This window comes from Moritella marina ATCC 15381 (assembly GCF_008931805.1).
GTDB classification, from domain to species: domain Bacteria; phylum Pseudomonadota; class Gammaproteobacteria; order Enterobacterales; family Moritellaceae; genus Moritella; species Moritella marina.
The window spans coordinates 3,700,318-3,718,229 of record NZ_CP044399.1; the positions used below are offsets into that span (position 1 = coordinate 3,700,318).

Consider the following 17,912-nt stretch of genomic DNA (forward strand, 5'->3'; position numbering starts at 1 on the left):
TTACTTCATGACTTGAATTAGCGCGGCTTTTTATTATCTTCAATTTACTTAACTACTTAACTGCTATATGTCGAATAACTTAACAGATGATGCTTTGCAGATCAGTGTCGAAACGATTAAGCATATGCGTAGACTGAATACGACGAATTGTGCCCGACTTACCACGAATCACTAAGGTTTCAGTGGTCACTTGGTTACCTTTACGTTGGACACCTTCAAGCAAATCACCTTTGGTAATACCTGTCGCAGCAAAAATAACATTATCGTTTTTAGCTAGTCTATCTAACGGTAAAATTTCACCCACCACTAAACTAAGTGCTTCACATCGTGCGATTTCAATCTCACCAGCAGCGCGGTTTTCAGGCGTATCACCTTTCACATCATGACGGGCTAATAATCGTGCTTGCATGTTACCGTCCATCGCGCGTATTGCAGCTGCAGATATGACACCTTCTGGCGCGCCGCCAACACAATACATCATATCGACTTCACTCTCTGGCATGCAGCATAAAATCGACGCAGCAACATCACCATCAGGTAACGCGAATACACGCACACCCATCGCATGCAATGCTTTGATTTTATCGCCATGGCGCGGCTTAGCTAAAGTGACAACAGTGAGTTCACTCATGTCTTTGTTTAACGCCTTTGCGACATTACGCACATTGTCTTCAAGCGATAAGTTTAAGTCAATCGCGTTTTTAGCATCCGGACCTACAACCAGTTTTTCCATATACATGTCAGGCGCTTTTAGAAATGCACCTTTCTCACCGACAGCAAGTACCGCAACCGCATTCGATTGCCCCATTGCAGTCATACGTGTACCTTCAATCGGGTCGACAGCAATATCAACAGCATCAGCGCCAGCTATTTTAGTGCCGACTTTCTCACCGATATAAAGCATAGGCGCTTCATCAATTTCGCCTTCACCAATCACAATTTCACCGTCAATATCTATCTTATTTAGCATCACTCGCATGGCTTCAACAGCTGCACCATCAGCAATATTCTTATCACCACGGCCTAGCCATTTATAACCAGCAAGTGCAGCGGCTTCAACGACGCGCGAAAATTCAATGGCAAGTGTACGTTTCATTTGTTAGCTCCGATATATAAGTGGCTATATTTTAAAGCGCCACTTATTCAATTACAATTTGCGAATCGTTATATTTAAACATCTAATATTTAAGATCATGTTTAAATCATATTTAAAACAAATAGCCCTCGTATGATCTAACTAATAACGACATCCGTCTGCGGTATGCAGCTACACGCTAATACTTGTTTGGCTTTTTTACCATCATCAGTCAATGCATGATCGGCAAGTACGCGTACTTCACCTGACTCTAACGTCACACGGCAAACACCACAATAGCCCGCTCGGCAGTTATAAGGGATCTTAACGCCATTTTTTTCGGCTTGTTCTAACAAGGTGGTTTTATTATCACCAACAAAACTGGTATCCCAACTGTCCAATAAAATATTCACCGGTTTACCTGGTGTTTCAGAATGTTTATGATCGCCAAAACTTTCGGTAAACTGTTGTTCGGCAGGTACGTTTAATGCCGTTAATGCCATGGTCATTGTCGTCATAAATGCTTCAGGACCACAAACATAAGCAGAACGCTCACTTATATCACGCAGCACATCGGCAAGCATTTGCTGATCAATACGCCCTCTCAACCCAGTCCAATCACTTTGGCTCGTTTCAGCAGTCAAAGTGAGTACCAAGCGCATATTTGTATGTTGACGAGTGAGTAACTGCAATTCATCAAGGGCGATCAAGTCTACAGCCGTTTTGGCACTGTAAAAGAAGACAATGTCTTTATCACATTCAGTATCGGCATAATAACGTGCCATCGACAACATTGGGGTTATACCACTGCCCGCTGACAGCAAGAGTAACTTCTGCGTTGTCGCGGTAAAAGCATGAAAAGGACCACGCGGTGATGACGCACCTAAGCGACCGCCAACGGTTAAATTATCATTCAACCAATTTGATGCTTTACCCTCTGGTACACGTTTTACTGTAATGGCTAATAAATCAGGTCGGCTTGGAGAAGATGACAAGGTATAGTTGCGCATCACCAAATCTTGACCAATTTTTAGATTCAGCGTAATGAATTGACCAGGTTTGTAATTCAATAATGCTGCAGGTTCAACACGAAAACGAAACGTTTTGGTATCAGGCGTTTCATCAATAACAGCAACACAACACAATTGTCTTGTTTCACCCTTGCCCCATAGGGTTTTAGCTTGCTGCTCGGCAGGGTGTTTCACTACCTGTTTTGGTGTTGATGTCACGGGTTGTTTCGGACGATTATCAGCATAAAATTTAGGCGCATGATATTCCAACACTTCAAGGCTATCACCCAGTTTAATCACGGCATCATTATGACTAATTAAATTTTGCCCAAAATCAATCCGGCCATCGTTATCTTTACGGAATAAATTTAATGTTTTTAGCGGTTCTTTATCGTTAGCAAAATTGATTTCACCTGGGGGTAGTGTCGTAAAAATACAACGCTCACAGGCTTTCACTAATTCAAACTCAGCATCACCTATTTTGATCCGCTTCCACGTATCTTCAGCAAAGGGTTCGCAGCCTGTCACGACTAAATTGGTTCTAAATTGGCGCATATCAATTGGTCTGGCTGTACTACGATTCAATTCATCAAGGGATGCTTGAGAAATTAATAACAGCGGAAAACCATCAGCAAAACCAACTTGCTTATCAAAATTAGCGACTTTGCGTGATGACTGTTCACCGAAATAAAGTAACTGGCATGCCACGCCTAGAAATTTAGTTAACCACTGGTTCATCTCCTCACTACAGCGCTGACCTTTAACACATGAATCCCAAACCGTTACATCAGTATAATCTTGCTGGAGTTCTTTAAACGTAAGGGCTATCGGCGGCATTTTCGGCGCTGAAAGCATAATACCTTGAGAAGACACTTCAATCTTGATGGTCGATATTTTAGGTTGTGTTCGACCGGTAATAAATTGTCCTTGCATGTCACTGATCATAAAGCGACGGTCATGTTCTAAGCCCATTTCACTCACATGTGACTGGGTTAAGTTAATTGCTTTTGCAGACTTTAATGGATAAATAGCCAATCCAGATAGATTTATTTTAGTCACGTATTCATTCCCTTACTGTAACGACGTTTACACCTGCAGATGACCAGTCATCTAACCGATAGCGCAATAAAATACTGAGCAAGATAATAGCTTACAATAATAACGCCATAAGCACTATGGAACTGTTTTTTAAATCTATCAAATGCCAATGTCGCATCTGAAAACAAAAACACGACGGCACCAATAAAGGCATAAAAACTAGCAGAGCTCTCTAACGTAAAATAGCGTTCACCACTGATCCAAGCCATGACAACAATAATACTCATGTACACCAATACTGGCACTTTCATTTCCGCTAGAGAAGGCCACAATAAGGTTAAATACACGATGGCGATAATAATTAAAGGCGTGATCAACGCCCAGGTATACGTGATCTCCAGCTGCATAGAAAAAGCCACGATATAAGCAACATGAGCGGCTAAAAAACTAAGTAGACCGGGGATAAATCTATCTTTTGGGAGCATAAGGAAGATGTCACCTAAGGTCGACAGCAGCAGCCCCAATAAGATAAGCCAAACATAATCGCTGAGCGCTGGGGATAAATGCCAACATAAAGCCGCAATAGAAAGTGTAGTCACGGGCTTAAATACATAGAACAACCATTTTAGCTCTTTATAAGCGCCATATAAATGCAATAAAGCACACATCAAGATAACCAGCGTACTTGCTATTAGCGTCGTTGTAACGTCCATTTTTGACTCTTCCATCACATTGAATAAATGCTCAATACTGAGTCATTTTCATCTCCATATACAAGTATTAAAACGTTATAAATGTGCGCAGGTTAACAATTACATACATAACAACCTGTAATTTTAATGAAATGGTAGACAGAAATTAGCAAATTAGACTAGTTTATTCACTCATAAAACGGCGAATAAACACTGATGGAGATAATTATCATGGAACAGCAACAAGCATTACAAAATCACCTTATCGCGATTGAAATGTATATTTGCCACTTAGGTAAAACATTTGAAGAAGCTTGTGAGGAACTGAACCTAGATATTACCGATCAACTGGCTCTAAAAAGCATGATGGTTGCCTAATCGAGCCCCACAGCATATTGTCAGCAGTAACTAAAACCTAACAGCTACTCTTCGCTCGCCACATTATACTTTTTGTTAATGGCCTGCACGACATTGGCTTGTGATTCTTCAAACCCTAAGACCCTTACGCTCTCATCAGTTAAAGCCTGCTTAGAGATTGGCTTGCTAATACAGCCCTCTATTGCAACTTGTTCATATTTGGCTAGATTAAACTCAAGCGGGTCTTCGGTTAACGCTATAATGGGTGTTTTCAGATTACTTGAATCGCCAGACCTGATCAGTTTAATCGTCGCCAAACCATCTTCACCAGGCACCTGTACATAGATCAGATCAAATTGATGTTTCTGGACCAGTTCTAAACACTCAATACCCGAGTTGGCGGTCACGACCTGCATATGTAATTGATTTAAAGTCTGCTGCAGCACAACCCGATTAATTTTATGATTTTCGACCAACAAGACCTTAAGGCCGATTAATTTAGCTAATACTAGATCACTACGCCCAACTATATGCTGAGCCCGTAAAGGATAAACACGTGGCAAGCTAAGATTGATGGTAAATTTAGCGCCTTCCCCTAACGTACTATCAACCTGTAATGTCCCCTGCATTAAATTAATCAATCGCGAACAAATGACCAAACTTAATCCTCCGCTAGGTAACTCACTGGCCTTATGATTATGTGATAAATCGTCGGCATCAAATAAGCGTGATAATTTGGTCACAGGTATTCCAATACCGGTATCATTAACGGTGAAGACAAGATCAGCTAGCTTATTACTACCATTACTACCATTACTACCATTACTACTATTACGATTACTATTATTACTATTACAATTGGTGCCACGTACTTGCAGTTCAACAAAACCACGGTCGGTAAATTTTAATGCGTTAACAACTAAATTGACCAGAACCTGTTGCAGCCTTGTCGGGTCGCCTATATAAAATCGATGTAAGTTTTCAGGGTAATCCAGACTAAAACGGACACGTAAATTATGATGAACCAAGGGACGTAAAGAGGTATATACCTGATCAAGAATTTCCAACAAGTCAAAGCGCTCGTCACTTAACTCTAAATTTCCAGATTCTATTTTTGAATAGTCAGCCACATTATTAAGCAGCATTAACATGTGACTTGCTGATTGTTTCATTAATTTTAAATACTCTACTGATTTCGTATTCTGTGGCATTTCACATAACAACTCAGCAGTACCCAAAATACTATTCAATGGCGTTCTGATATCATTACTTAAGCTATCCACAAATTGCTGCTTAGACTGCCCTGATAACGGTTTTGTTATCTTAGTAGCGGCTGATTGTTCAAGCGCTTTATTCACTAAACTAATTAACCCGTCTAGTTCAATATAAGGAGAACATAAAAAGGTCGGCTGATTTTCTTTTTCATCAATAGCTTGCTGACATCGAACTTGCAGCGTGACCAATGGTTTTGTGAGTAATCTACTCAATACCAGTTTCGAGATGAATAAGCACAGAAGCAGTAGTGGTAAGGTGATCCATAATAAATTAAATTTTAACGATGTGAATGCAGCGACTTGCTGTGCATCAGCTTGTTGGCTTGTTACCTCTACAGCGACAAACATTCCCCCCACAACAAGCACTAACATGAATAATAATAATGTGCGTATCTTGTTGTACAAAGAATGCTGTAATACAACCTTATTTGAATCGACCTTGACTGCCCGCATAACCAATATATCCTTATTACTTGCTATGTAATAAATCTAGCTAACATTAAAAAATTTGCCTAACTATCTAATATTTTTCGCTTTAATTCAATCAACAACAGCTTTTAAAGAGGATAATGGTTTATTTCTGCTAGTCAGTTCTATTTATGCTGTACAATAGTAAACATCGACTAGAAAAATGTGGTTGGAATTTTGGCTATGCTCCTATATAGTTCCTGCCCCAGAAATGCTTTCTAGCAATTATATTTATTCAATTCTATTTAAGAGGTAGCTTCTTTGCGCTTTCAAGATTTCGGTATCGACCCACGTTTAATCAGTTCAATCAAACACTTAGGGTTTGAACAAGCAACAGAGGTGCAGGAAGCAGCTATTCCACTTATTTTAGGTGGCTGTGACATCATGGCTACATCGCAAACGGGTAGTGGTAAAACTATCGCTTACGGTCTGCCTGTATTACAACGTATGCTAAAGCAGCGTCGTTTCGAACACCGTGCAGTACGTGCCGTGATTTTGGCGCCAACGCGTGAACTTGCGATCCAAGTGCACGCCAATATGAAACACTTGGGCATGAGCTTAGATTATCAAATCCAATTGATTATTGGTCGTGAGTCATTCCAGCATCAAGAAAAATTGCTGCGTAAAAACCCTGAAGTGTTAATTGCAACACCGGGTCGTCTACTTGATCATATCCGTGAAAAATCAATTTCACTTGAGCACTTAGAATTCCTTGTGTTAGATGAAGCTGACCGTATGTTAGACATGGGTTTCCGTGATGACGTATCTGCAATTTCAAACAGCGCGCCAAACGTAAAGCGTCAAACGATGTTGTTCTCAGCAACACTAGAGCACGTTGATGTTGCCAATATTTGTAACCAAGTATTACGTGCTCCAGAACGTATTGAGATTAACCGCTCAAACGATCAACATGAAAAAATTGAACAGCGTCTGCATTTCTCTGACAACTTAACACACAAAGAAGAGCAATTAGTTCATCTTGCAAAAACGGAAGATTATCGCCAACTGTTAGTCTTTACGGCGACAAAATCAGATACAGAACGTCTAGCAAAACTATTAGTAGATAATGGTATTGATGCCACCTCTATTAACGGTGACATGTTACAAAATCAACGTAAACGTACGCTAGAAGATTTCCGTCGTGGCCGTGTTGAAGTATTAGTGGCAACGGATGTTGCCGCACGTGGTCTTGATATTCGTACATTAAGCCATGTGATCAACTTTGATTTACCAATTAACCCAGAAGACTTTATTCACCGAACAGGTCGAACGGGTCGTGCTGGTGCAAGCGGTATTGCAATCTCACTTGTAAGTCCGAAAGATTGGACTTCATTTGGTAAGATAGAAAGCTACTTAAAAATAAAACTGACTTGTACTATGTTAGAAGGTTTTGAAGCTAAGTTTAAAGGTCTTAAACCAAAACCAGCGAAGAAACGTTTACCTGCAAGTAATAAAGGTCGCCCAACGAAGCTAACGCGTAAAGGTGATAAGAATGCACCGAAGCACAAGCAGAATACAGCGCCGAAACAAGATAAGAAACAATCAATGCGCGATTCAATGGCAAGTGCCGTAGATAGCGGTTTTGCACCAATGAAGAGAAAGCCAAGAGCTGAAATCATCGACGATGGTCGCGAAGAAGATTAATCCTAAAAACCTGCTCCCGAGCAGGTTTTTTTATTTATACTGGTTGATTCTTTTTGTTTATACTGTTTTATAAAGAAACGTATAACATCGTTAAGCTCACGGGAGAGCAACCATGGCAGGATTAAGTTTAATCGCCCTACTCGATGACATCGCATCAGTATTGGATGATGTCGCACTGATGACAAAAGTCGCTGCAAAGAAGACGGCAGGCGTACTAGGCGATGATCTGGCGCTCAATGCCCAGCAAGTCTCAGGCGTCAGTGCCGAACGAGAGTTACCCGTGGTTTGGAAGGTCGCCAAAGGCTCTTTCAAGAACAAGGCGATTTTAGTGCCCGCCGCACTCCTCATTAGCGCAATAGCTCCTTGGTTAATTACCCCCCTGTTACTTATCGGCGGCTTATTTTTATGCTTTGAAGGTGCCGAGAAGCTGCATCACGCTAAGTCAGCACCCGAGCATGAAAATAATACGGGCGATGCTGCCTTGGCCGGATTATCCGTTGAAGAGTTCGAGAATCAAAAAGTCAAAGGCGCTATTCGTACCGATTTCATCTTATCCGCCGAGATCATTGTAATAGCCCTAGGCACAGTACAAATTGAATCATTAGCCACCCAATTAACCGTGGTCAGCTTGATCGCTCTGCTCATGACTGTTGGTGTTTATGGCTTGGTCGCGGGTATCGTCAAAATGGATGATGTGGGTTTATATCTCGTTAATAACAGCCGAGTAAAAACGCTAAAACACTATTTAGGTAATGGCTTACTTACTTTTGCACCCAAGTTAATGCGCTCATTAGCCGTAATCGGCACGGTGGCCATGTTCTTAGTCGGTGGCAGTATCGTGTTGCACAGTATTCCGGGCTCTCATGATGTGGTTCATTCGCTACTAACGATGCTACCAGAAACATTCGCACATAACGTGGTAGCCAGTACTCTTGCTCCGATTGTGATCGATGGCTTAGTCGGATTGTTGGCTGGTTTTATTGTCTTGTTAGTTGTCAGTGGTGTACAAAAATTAAGAGCCTGACTAAGAGCATTTTTAATGGTAGTTGTTAAGGTAATAATGACCTTAACAACTACTGAATAACAAAGCTTCATTGTACGACGCCGCTACTCATTAGTTTCATCTAATCGACTGCCTAACACCACACTTCAGGTTTAATGCTAATACTTGTTTCGCCAGATAACACTTGAATATCGCCATCCTGGATCATCAATTGTAGCTCCATATTACGGCTATATAGCTTTTCCATTTGCTCGGCAGTTTCATCATCAATATATTGAATTGATAAATTATCAGCGCTGTATTTAATTTTCTTAAACCATAATCCAGCACTGCGACCGCCATAGGTATAAATCGTTGCTTTCTGTGCTTGATTACTGGCTTTCTTTAGACGCTTGTCCGATGGCTGACCTAAATCAATCCATTGCTCGATCACGCCGATATCCGATTTAAACCAAATATCCGGTTCTTCATCTTCACCGAGGCCTTTAGTAAAGCTTAAACGTGCTTCTGCATCCACATTTAACATCCAGGCTAATAAGCGTAGCATTAGACGGTTATCGTTCTCGGAAGGGTGTTGCGCAAGAGTTAGCGGGATATCATTAAGGTAAACATGATTGTCGAGATCAACAATAGATACTTTTGCTTTTAAAATCGTTGCCGTTAAAGCCATGGGATTCACTAATAAAGGGGATATGACAGGCATGATACACCAGTCTTTAAGGCAAGAAAGCTTAAGGTAAAAAAAAAGCCTAATAATCGCATATTGCTTTCACAAAATACGGCTTACTAGGCTTAATCAACAAGTGTTAATTAATGTATATTTACACCATTAAACAACTTCTTTTGGACCACCAAATGAGTTAACAGCAGGTGCTTTGCCTTTGAATTTCTCAAACTCAACCTGACATGTATTCGCTGACGTTGCTTGCGCAAGTTCAGAAGAACCGATATCGATTGTTAGGTTGTTTGGATCGCCATAAGTACAAAGTGAACCGATGCTTTCGTCTTCAGGACCATACCAAGCACCCTCTTCAATACGAATAACATTCACAGGGTAGTTATCATCAACTACAGCACCCGCTAACAACTGACCACGGTCATTGAATACACGTACGATGTCGCCATCTTTAATACCACGTTTTTTCGCGTCTGCAGAGTTCATGTAAACTGGCTCACGACCTTGAACGGTGTAAGTAGCACGGAACTTCTCTGATTCACACATTTGTGAATGCAGACGTTTATTCGGGTGACAAGACTGCATCCATACTGGGAATTCAGCTGATTTTGGACCACCGTGTGAACGTTCTGTTTTCTCAAACCACATTGGGTGGCCTTTACAGTGCTCATAACCAAAACGTGCAATCTTACGGCTGTAGATTTCAATGAAACCAGAAGGCGTACCTAATGCGTTAACTTCAGGGTCTTCACGGAAGTCAGCATGACGCGTCCAGTTCTCACCATCACCGAAGTGGAAGTAACCTTCTTTCCAGAATTCATGGAAGTCCGGCATATCCCATTTACCAGCATTGGCTGTTTTAGATTCGTTATAAAGCTGCTCTAACCACTGTACTTCACTCTTACCTTGAGTATAGTCTTTACTCTTGCCCCAACGTTTCGTTAGTTCAGTAAAGATCTGAAAGTCAGTTTTAGATTGGAATAGTGGGTCAACTAGCTTCTTCATACCCAACAAACCTTTCGCGCGGTATGAACCATAAATATCTAAATCGTTACGCTCGTACTGCGTACAAGCCGGTAGCACGATATCAGAGAAACGACACGTTGCTGTCCAGTTGTAATCAATCGCGATAACAGTTTCCAGTTTTTGGAATGCTGCTTTCATGTTGTTACGATCTTGATGACGATGCCAAGGGTTACAACCCGTGAATACCATCATTTTGATATCAGGGAAGGTGATTTTTGAGCCATTAGCATCAATCACTTTACCTGGATTTTGCAGTGCATCAACAAAGCGCGCCACCGGGATCGTTGAGCTTGCACCTTTAAAGTCTTTACTGGTATGGCGAATAGGCTTGCCTGAATCAGGGTTACGTGGGAATGCCCCCGCGCCAACGGCACCTGAAGTCGGCACACCAATTGAGCTATAGTGATGACCATAACTAATACCACCACCAGGTAGACCGATTTGGCCTATCATTGAAGCAAGTACAGCGCCCATCCAATAAGGTTGCTCACCATGTTGCTGACGTTGAATTGACCAACCAAATAATAACTGTGTACGGCCATTAGTAATTAAACGGGCAAAATCACGAATCTCTTCAGCTGGGACACCACAGATTTCACTCGCCCATTCTGGCGTTTTCTCAACTTTATCTTCCGTTTCACCTTGCACATATTTCAAGAATTCATCGAAACCTAATGCATAAGTGTCTAAGAATTTCTGATCATGCAGATCTTCTTTTACCATCGTATGTGCAACAGCAAGCATGAAAGGTACATCAGTATGTGGATTGATGTATCTGTGTTCATTACCCAAGAAGTTTTGTGTTTTATTCTTCACTGGATCAACACTGATCACGCGAATTTTCTTCTCTGCTACTTTGTCTTTTAATGCTTCGAGGTATTCAAAGCTATCATGTGTTTCACAGTTCCAACCTACTTGTAGGTTTTTCACTGGATCCGTCGCCCACAAGATAATCGTTTTACTGTTATCTAGGATCAATGGCCATGATGTACCTGGTGCATATACTTCTGTCGAGCCAAGTACGTAAGGCAGAATTGTTTGACCAGCACCTGTTGAGTAGTCACCTACATCTTTTACTGATGCGCCGTGCATTGCGATCGCACGTGCCATGTGGCTACCACAGCTATGTAGTTGACCAGTTGCACGCCAACCATTTGCGCCTGTATGTAGACCTGATGGGCCATAAGTATTCTGAACACGCTCTAATTCTTCATAGAACATGTCTAATGCTTGATCCCAAGTAACACGGATGAAACGATTATCACCACGTTGTTTTGTGTCACTCTTCTCACGGTTTAGATACCAATCTAAACGCACCATAGGGTAACGTACACGTGATGGGCTATAGATAATACCTTCAATGCCTTGCAGCATATCAGTTGGATACTTATCTAATTCAAACGCTTTAACTTCTGTAACTTTACCGCCATGGATCTTGGCACGGAACGCACCCCAGTGCGAACCCGTTAGTTTCCATTCTGCACGCTCAGCCATAGTAGCCGCGCTTGCTGTATTTGGTACCAATAAGCTAGGACCAATCACAGCAACTGCAGATGTCGCCATCACCCCTTTTAGAAAGGAGCGACGACTTACCGATACATTTTCTTTATTAGACTTTTTGTCTCTATTAAACATAGTCATACTTCTCTTTGAATTAGTGAGCATCTTTGCTGTAATCAGATGAATGGTTTTGTAGATACTTCAAGATAACATCATGTGTATCACCATCTAAGTTCACAAAACCTTGCATGCCGGCAAACATACCAACCCAAGTATTTGCATCAAAATGTGCTTCAGCTGGTTGGGTATGACAAACACTACACGTTGTTTGGTAAGCGCCTTTCGCATAGTCCCAAATATTTTGTAGGTTTTCTTCATAACCTTTTTTATCAACCCATAGTGTGAACGTTACTTGTTCCCAAGGTAGACCAGTTAAATCATCTTCTCGCTTATCACCACGAACGAATAGGGATTCATCTTGTGACGCTTCTTTTGACAATGTTGCTTGAACAATATTTTTAGCAAAATCAAAGTACAATACACGACCGTAACCTTTGGCTTTATGCCAAGTCACTAATTCAACTTCTAAACGATCACCAGACTCTGCAATTACTTTAAACTTGGTCGCAGGCGTTAATACACCGAGGTACTCAGTTTCTTTTTCATCTTTATAAAGTGGCGTTTGTACTAGAGAGTAATACTCTTTACCAATTTCAAATGAATGGCCTTCTAGGTTTTTAGCCATTTTACCCAGTTCGCTGATAGCAGTCGTATCCATCTCTGGTAAATGGTGAGCAATACCTTTATGGCAATCTAAACAAGATTGATCTCGTTCAGCTGCGCCACGCATTTGCACTTGTGCCTTTTCAGACATTTTGGTGAAATCCATGCTCTTATAGTCATGACAGTTACGACATTCTAATGAACCGTTGGCTTTAAATCGCGCCCATTCGTTTTGTGCTAGGTGCAAACGTTTAGCTTCGAATTTTTCTTTGGTATCAACAGTTCCCAATAACCAACCAAATACGTCTTTACTTGCACGAGCTTTAGCAGCCATTTTGTCTGACCACTTGTGCGGTACGTGACAATCAGGACAAGTAGCGCGAACACCACTGCGATTAGACCAATGGATCGTGCTTTGAATTTCTTTATAGTTGTTTTCTTCCATACTATGACAAGAAATACAGAATGCTTCGGTGTTAGTTGCCTCTAGCGCAGTGTTGAAACCACCCCAAAAAATAACACCAGCAATGAAAGCGCCACAAGTAATAACACCTAACGAGATATGCTTACTTGGTTTGCTGAAAACGCCCCAAGAACGAGCGATCATAGAAAATAATTTTTTCATTATAGTAATACCTAGATAATGATTAGTTGAGTAATTTGATTAATGTGTTGGTAGGCCAAAAAGGATATGACTCATCCAAATGACAAAACCATAGCCAAATACACTAACAGTTGCGAGAATTGGGAATAAGAAGACAGTTAGGAAAACAAATAGTTTCCACTCACCTTTTTTCTCAACTTTCTCGGTCTCTATATTACTTGTTTGTTGTTTCATCTAAAATTCCTGCAGAAATGATGATCTCTAGATTAGAGTTTAGGATAGTGTAAAGTATGGTCAAGAAAGATAAATTGCAACAGATCAAAGAAAATATTATTTTCCAAACTATTTATAAAGGAATAGCCAATTTCGGGTAAAATTAACCTGCGATACGCCTAGTCACGTTTTTTTCGTCGCAATTGCAGGAGAAAGACCATAAATACCGTATATAAAGCAGGTTCAATCCAGCCAGATTTAACCGAAAGGTAGTAATGTAGCGGCGTTAGTAGCGCAGCTAAGTAAATAAGATTGTGTAATTTTTGCCAATTGCGCTGCATTTTACGGCGAACGTACATCGGCGACGTTAGCGCGAGTAAGAGTAAAATAACAAACGCGATCATGCCAAGCCAAATATACGGCCTTTTGACCAGCTCTTGAAACAGTAAGGCGATATCCCAGCCTAAATCTAACCAGGCAAACGCCGTTAAGTGCAGACTTGCATAGAAGAAACAATATAAGCCAATAAGGCGCCGTGTCGAGATCAATAAACCTTCTTTATAGCGCTTTGCTAACGGTGAGATCACCAATGTTAATACCAGTAAATTTAACGCGCCCTTACCTAAAAAATGGATCACCGCTTGCACAGGGTCGCCGCCCAATGCATCGGCGTCAATTGCTAACCCAAGATACACCAGCGGCATAATAGCCAGTACATGAATATAGGCCTTAAAATAAGGCACTCTTTTATAGGTTAGCACTGGCATAATTAGATGTACCTCTTCAGATCCATACCTTGGTATAAACTCGCCACTTCTTCAGCATAGCCATTGAACGGTAATGTTTTAATGCGCTTCGAACTAAAAATACTACCATTGCCGATACGGCGTTCAGATGCTTGACTCCAACGCGGGTGATCCACAGCAGGATTTACATTGGCATAAAAACCGTATTCACGAGAGGCAAGACGATTCCAAGTCGTTGGCGGTTCTTGTTCTAACAAATGGATTTTCACAATGGATTTAATGCCTTTAAAACCATATTTCCACGGCACCACCAAACGGATTGGCGCACCATTTTGCGGCGCTAGGGTTTTACCAAATGTACCCACTGACAACATAGTTAACGGGTGCATAGCTTCATCCATACGTAACCCTTCGACATATGGCCAATCCAGACTACCGCCAAGATATGACGATGCTTGACCAGGCATTTGTTGCGGATCGTATAAGGTTTCAAACGCGACATATTTGGCTTTTGAAGTCGGATTGGCTTTTTTAATAATTTCCGCTAACGAAAAACCTGTCCACGGGATCACCATCGACCACGCTTCAACACAGCGCATACGGTAAATACGCTCTTCCAGGTCTGCGACTTTAAATAAATCGTCATAACCTAGGGTAATTTCTTTTTCAACTGCGCCAGTAATGGTTAACGTCCAAGGTTCGACTTTAAAGTCCTGGGCATTTTTTTGCGGGTCGGTTTTAGCCGTGCCAAACTCGTAAAAATTATTATGTGAGAGTACTTTTTTCTCTGGTGTCCAAATCTCACCATCAGCGTAATCTTTACTGCCGGTTAATCTCAGCGGCGATTGTACAAACGCCTGTCCACCAGCTTTGCTCTTGTCACCAGAAAATATATCAAAGATGCTTGCTTGCGCAGGAGTCGCAGCGGCCAGTCCCACACCCGCAAGGCCGAGTTTTTTGAGGAATTGTCGACGTTGCTGATAGACCGGTTCCGCAATAACATCATTTTCATTTGCTTGAGATTTGTTTTTAGACTTAATAATCATTCCGTTACCTGCTTGGTTAACTTCCCATGTAGTAATCATGGTCTATTTACACAAATTGTTCATCACAGAATTATCACAATCACGGTACAATTTTATATAAATCTAGCTTCAGCTTATATTAATACAAAAATTAGGCTCATTTTAACGTTATTATTTTTTGTAACTACGCTTCGCTGCTGGCTTTTTCTTAAATTTACGTCCTGCAGGTTTACCACTCGAAAGGCCACGCAAACCATCGGGCAGTGTCGCTTTCGCTTGCTCTATCATGCCTGATAATTGTTGTAGTAATCCGCCCATGAAATGCTGATAACTGGCTTCTTTTTTACTGATGCCATCAAGCACTGACTCCCATTGCGCCGTCATATCCGGCAAAGTAGCCGATTCAGGTAACGCATTTATCAAGCCTTTTCCTGCGTCTGTGGCTAAAATTAGTTTGTTATTACGCACTAAGAAATTACGTCTGAATAACAACTCAATAATCCCTGCTCGCGTTGCTTCCGTACCCAAGCCATCGGTATCTTTTAATATTTTACGAATATCGCTATCTTGTACATAACGAGAGATCCCCGTCATCGCCGCAAGCAAGGTTGCATCACTGAAATGTTTTGGCGGCTGAGTTTGCTTCTCAATACATTCAGCCTGCTGACATAATACTTGTTCGCCTTTTTTGATGGTGGGGAGTTGCGCAGCTAATTCTTTCTCAGCGTCTGTTTGTTTATTCGTACTTGCCGCTGATTTAGGGAACAATACTTTCCAGCCCAGCTTTAAGGTCATTTTCGCTTTAGCAATAAACAGTCCACCAGCAATGGTGATTTCAGCCACCGTGTCGGCATACTCATAAGCCGTATAAAACTGACACAAGTATTGCCTTGCGACTAATTCATAAATATTCTTCTCGCTGCTGTTAAGGCGATCTACGTTACTACTTTTTTCGGTGGGGATAATGGCATGATGCGCCTCCACCTTACCATCGTTCCACGCTTTACTGCGTAAACTCTGATCGGCATTCACCGCTGCTTGATTTAATGAGCTGCTTGTATTGGCAATCGCCTTAATTACACTGCCACGATGAGCATAATGTTCTTTGGGTAAATAACGGCTGTCAGAACGTGGATAAGTAATGAGTTTATGGCGTTCGTACAATGCTTGGCAGGTATCTAATACTTGCTGTGCGCTCATACCAAAACGCTTCGCCCCGTCAATTTGCAATGATGATAAATTATAAGGAAGCGGCGCTGCTTGTTGTTTGTTTTTCTTTTCCAGTTTAGTCACTTCACCCATTTTCCCTTGGACACGACTGACGACATTTTCAGCCAATTTTTTCACTAACGCGCGGCCATCTTCATCCATATATGGACGACAAGCTTCGCTCGGTTTCCATTTGGCGGTGAATGTTTCTTGCTGTTGGGTTTGTAGATGCGCCAATACTTCATAGAAAGGCTTACTGACAAAATTGGCGATCTCGATATCACGCCTCACCACCAAACCAAGAATCGGGGTTTGTACCCGCCCTACAGACAATACCCCTTGATAACCGACTTTTTGACCTTGTAAGGTATAAGCACGGGTCATGTTCATACCATAGAGCCAATCCGCTCGCGAGCGTGCTAGTGCTGAAACAGACAAGGGAATATAATCACTATTAGGCTGCAAGTTATTCAACGCTTTTTTTACAGCGGCTGGATTAAGATCGCTAATGAGCAAACGCTGGGCGGTATTTTTCTTTTTCGCAGGGGTTTTCAGAAATTCAATCACTTCATCTACCAGCAACTGCCCTTCTCTATCCGGATCGCCCGCATGCACAAGACTCGTGGCTTTTTTCACTAAGCCTCTTAATACAGTCAGCTGTTTACTGGTATTCGGTTTCTTCTTTAATTGCCAAGTCTCAGGCACAATTGGTAGGTGTTCTAAACGCCATTTTTTATAAGCGTCATCGTAGGCGTCAGGCTCAGCCTGTTCGAGTAAGTGACCAATACACCAAGACACGACATCGCCATTACCCACCTCAATATAACCTTGCTGTTTCTTATGCGGTTTTGGTAATACGTCGGCAATAGCACGACCAAGGCTGGGTTTTTCGGCGATGTAGAGTTTCATGATGAGACGATAACTTAAACTGTATGAATAAACAGTTAATGTAGCTAATTTTGCGGTGTAAGTCTATGACTTAAAGTGAGGGGGCTGTAAGAATAGATTAACCTATGCAGTGTAAACCTGTGCAGTGAAACCTGATACGTAAATCTATTCTTGTCAGTAACATTATCAACTTAAACGATTGCGCGGCCTAAATATTCAACCAGTGCTTCAGAAAGGTTAAGCCATTCGTCTTCAGGCACGTATGCACTTGGATCATTTTCATCATATTCGCCAAACTCTTCCCAATACACTTCACGTACTGCACAAGCAAAATCATTGTTTAATTCAGCCATATCAGCAATACTGCCGAACCAAATAATATGACGTAAATCAATAGTTAATTCGTTAATGTGTTCAATCCATTCTTCAACTGAATTGGTTTGTGCTTGCAACACTTTAAAACGCTGTTTAGCGGCAAATACTAACTCGCCATCCATCTCACCAGTATCCGCTAAGATATCTAGGTACTCGTCATAAATAAACTCGATAGCTTCTTCACGGCCATTACACCAATGTAGCTTAGTGCCTCTGCTACCTAATACTGATGCATTGTAAGAATCATCAATATGCACGATAGCCCAGCTATCTATAAATCTACTCATGGTTTTCTCTTTAGTTTAAGTAACGACAGATTATCAATCGCTATTATAACCGAAAATAGTTACGCTTGTATCTAACTTG

15 protein-coding genes are annotated in these 17,912 nt (G+C 41.4%); 3 read left to right on the forward strand and 12 right to left on the reverse strand.

Annotation, left to right across the window (positions count from 1 at the left end):
* Window positions 1-79: 79 nt before the first annotated feature.
* From glpX to FR932_RS16640, 3 genes are all read right to left on the reverse strand, one after another.
* Window positions 80-1,096: a class II fructose-bisphosphatase gene (gene glpX / locus FR932_RS16630; RefSeq protein WP_019442540.1), complete on the reverse strand. Its 1,017-nt coding sequence runs from the start codon at window positions 1,094-1,096 to the stop codon at window positions 80-82.
* Between the two features lie 137 nt (window positions 1,097-1,233).
* A complete protein-coding gene (locus FR932_RS16635) occupies window positions 1,234-3,144 on the reverse strand; it encodes an MOSC N-terminal beta barrel domain-containing protein (RefSeq protein WP_019442541.1) in 1,911 nt (636 codons plus the stop codon).
* Between the two features lie 47 nt (window positions 3,145-3,191).
* Complete coding sequence (locus FR932_RS16640) at window positions 3,192-3,836, reverse strand: lysoplasmalogenase (RefSeq protein WP_019442542.1); 645 nt, start codon at window positions 3,834-3,836, stop codon at window positions 3,192-3,194.
* A gap of 210 nt (window positions 3,837-4,046) precedes the next feature.
* On the opposite strand from FR932_RS16640, the gene FR932_RS21505 reads away from it, so the two are divergent.
* Window positions 4,047-4,193: a hypothetical protein gene (locus FR932_RS21505; protein ID WP_019442543.1), complete on the forward strand. Its 147-nt coding sequence runs from the start codon at window positions 4,047-4,049 to the stop codon at window positions 4,191-4,193.
* A 44-nt stretch (window positions 4,194-4,237) separates the two neighbouring features.
* Here the strand turns inward: FR932_RS21505 and FR932_RS16645 are convergent, their stop codons facing one another.
* A complete protein-coding gene (locus tag FR932_RS16645) occupies window positions 4,238-5,899 on the reverse strand; it encodes a hybrid sensor histidine kinase/response regulator (RefSeq protein WP_019442544.1) in 1,662 nt (553 codons plus the stop codon).
* A 276-nt stretch (window positions 5,900-6,175) separates the two neighbouring features.
* Here FR932_RS16645 and FR932_RS16650 point away from each other — a divergent pair, with 276 nt between their 5' ends.
* Both FR932_RS16650 and FR932_RS16655 read left to right on the forward strand, forming a co-directional pair.
* Window positions 6,176-7,558 (forward strand): DEAD/DEAH box helicase, encoded by a 1,383-nt coding sequence (locus FR932_RS16650; RefSeq protein ID WP_019442545.1) that lies wholly within the window; start codon window positions 6,176-6,178, stop codon window positions 7,556-7,558.
* A gap of 112 nt (window positions 7,559-7,670) precedes the next feature.
* The gene (locus FR932_RS16655; protein ID WP_019442546.1) at window positions 7,671-8,582 is read left to right on the forward strand and encodes a DUF808 domain-containing protein; all 912 of its coding nucleotides are present in this window, start codon (window positions 7,671-7,673) and stop codon (window positions 8,580-8,582) included.
* Between the two features lie 112 nt (window positions 8,583-8,694).
* Here FR932_RS16655 and FR932_RS16660 read toward each other — a convergent pair whose 3' ends face one another.
* From FR932_RS16660 to FR932_RS16695, 8 genes are all read right to left on the reverse strand, one after another.
* Window positions 8,695-9,264 carry a YaeQ family protein gene (locus tag FR932_RS16660; protein ID WP_240532430.1) on the reverse strand — a complete coding sequence of 190 codons (570 nt, stop codon included), beginning with the start codon at window positions 9,262-9,264 and terminating at the stop codon, window positions 8,695-8,697.
* A 126-nt stretch (window positions 9,265-9,390) separates the two neighbouring features.
* The gene (gene torA, locus FR932_RS16665) at window positions 9,391-11,904 is read right to left on the reverse strand and encodes a trimethylamine-N-oxide reductase TorA (RefSeq protein ID WP_019628956.1); all 2,514 of its coding nucleotides are present in this window, start codon (window positions 11,902-11,904) and stop codon (window positions 9,391-9,393) included.
* A gap of 13 nt (window positions 11,905-11,917) precedes the next feature.
* Complete coding sequence (gene torC / locus FR932_RS16670) at window positions 11,918-13,111, reverse strand: pentaheme c-type cytochrome TorC (RefSeq protein WP_019442549.1); 1,194 nt, start codon at window positions 13,109-13,111, stop codon at window positions 11,918-11,920.
* Window positions 13,112-13,150: 39 nt separating this feature from the next.
* A complete protein-coding gene (locus FR932_RS16675; protein ID WP_019442550.1) occupies window positions 13,151-13,324 on the reverse strand; it encodes a periplasmic nitrate reductase, NapE protein in 174 nt (57 codons plus the stop codon).
* A 158-nt stretch (window positions 13,325-13,482) separates the two neighbouring features.
* Complete coding sequence (gene msrQ, locus FR932_RS16680; RefSeq protein ID WP_019442551.1) at window positions 13,483-14,070, reverse strand: protein-methionine-sulfoxide reductase heme-binding subunit MsrQ; 588 nt, start codon at window positions 14,068-14,070, stop codon at window positions 13,483-13,485.
* Window positions 14,071-14,072: 2 nt separating this feature from the next.
* The gene (gene msrP, locus FR932_RS16685; RefSeq protein WP_019442552.1) at window positions 14,073-15,095 is read right to left on the reverse strand and encodes a protein-methionine-sulfoxide reductase catalytic subunit MsrP; all 1,023 of its coding nucleotides are present in this window, start codon (window positions 15,093-15,095) and stop codon (window positions 14,073-14,075) included.
* Between the two features lie 150 nt (window positions 15,096-15,245).
* Window positions 15,246-17,192 (reverse strand): DNA topoisomerase III, encoded by a 1,947-nt coding sequence (locus tag FR932_RS16690; protein ID WP_019442553.1) that lies wholly within the window; start codon window positions 17,190-17,192, stop codon window positions 15,246-15,248.
* A 170-nt stretch (window positions 17,193-17,362) separates the two neighbouring features.
* Window positions 17,363-17,833, reverse strand: coding sequence for a hypothetical protein (locus tag FR932_RS16695; RefSeq protein WP_019442554.1), 471 nt, complete (start codon window positions 17,831-17,833; stop codon window positions 17,363-17,365).
* Between the last annotated feature and the right edge of the window lie 79 nt (window positions 17,834-17,912).

What these genes read in the sequence shown, in the direction of transcription:
- glpX (WP_019442540.1), bottom strand. Translation starts at nt 1,096, where the DNA reads ATGAAACGTACACTTGCCATTGAATTTTCGCGCGTCGTTGAAGCCGCT.
- FR932_RS16640 (WP_019442542.1), bottom strand. Translation starts at nt 3,836, where the DNA reads ATGGACGTTACAACGACGCTAATAGCAAGTACGCTGGTTATCTTGATG.
- FR932_RS21505 (WP_019442543.1), top strand. Translation starts at nt 4,047, where the DNA reads ATGGAACAGCAACAAGCATTACAAAATCACCTTATCGCGATTGAAATG.
- FR932_RS16645 (WP_019442544.1), bottom strand. Translation starts at nt 5,899, where the DNA reads ATGCGGGCAGTCAAGGTCGATTCAAATAAGGTTGTATTACAGCATTCT.
- FR932_RS16655 (WP_019442546.1), top strand. Translation starts at nt 7,671, where the DNA reads ATGGCAGGATTAAGTTTAATCGCCCTACTCGATGACATCGCATCAGTA.
- FR932_RS16660 (WP_240532430.1), bottom strand. Translation starts at nt 9,264, where the DNA reads ATGCCTGTCATATCCCCTTTATTAGTGAATCCCATGGCTTTAACGGCA.
- torA (WP_019628956.1), bottom strand. Translation starts at nt 11,904, where the DNA reads ATGACTATGTTTAATAGAGACAAAAAGTCTAATAAAGAAAATGTATCG.
- torC (WP_019442549.1), bottom strand. Translation starts at nt 13,111, where the DNA reads ATGAAAAAATTATTTTCTATGATCGCTCGTTCTTGGGGCGTTTTCAGC.
- FR932_RS16675 (WP_019442550.1), bottom strand. Translation starts at nt 13,324, where the DNA reads ATGAAACAACAAACAAGTAATATAGAGACCGAGAAAGTTGAGAAAAAA.
- msrQ (WP_019442551.1), bottom strand. Translation starts at nt 14,070, where the DNA reads ATGCCAGTGCTAACCTATAAAAGAGTGCCTTATTTTAAGGCCTATATT.
- msrP (WP_019442552.1), bottom strand. Translation starts at nt 15,095, where the DNA reads ATGATTATTAAGTCTAAAAACAAATCTCAAGCAAATGAAAATGATGTT.
- FR932_RS16690 (WP_019442553.1), bottom strand. Translation starts at nt 17,192, where the DNA reads ATGAAACTCTACATCGCCGAAAAACCCAGCCTTGGTCGTGCTATTGCC.
- FR932_RS16695 (WP_019442554.1), bottom strand. Translation starts at nt 17,833, where the DNA reads ATGAGTAGATTTATAGATAGCTGGGCTATCGTGCATATTGATGATTCT.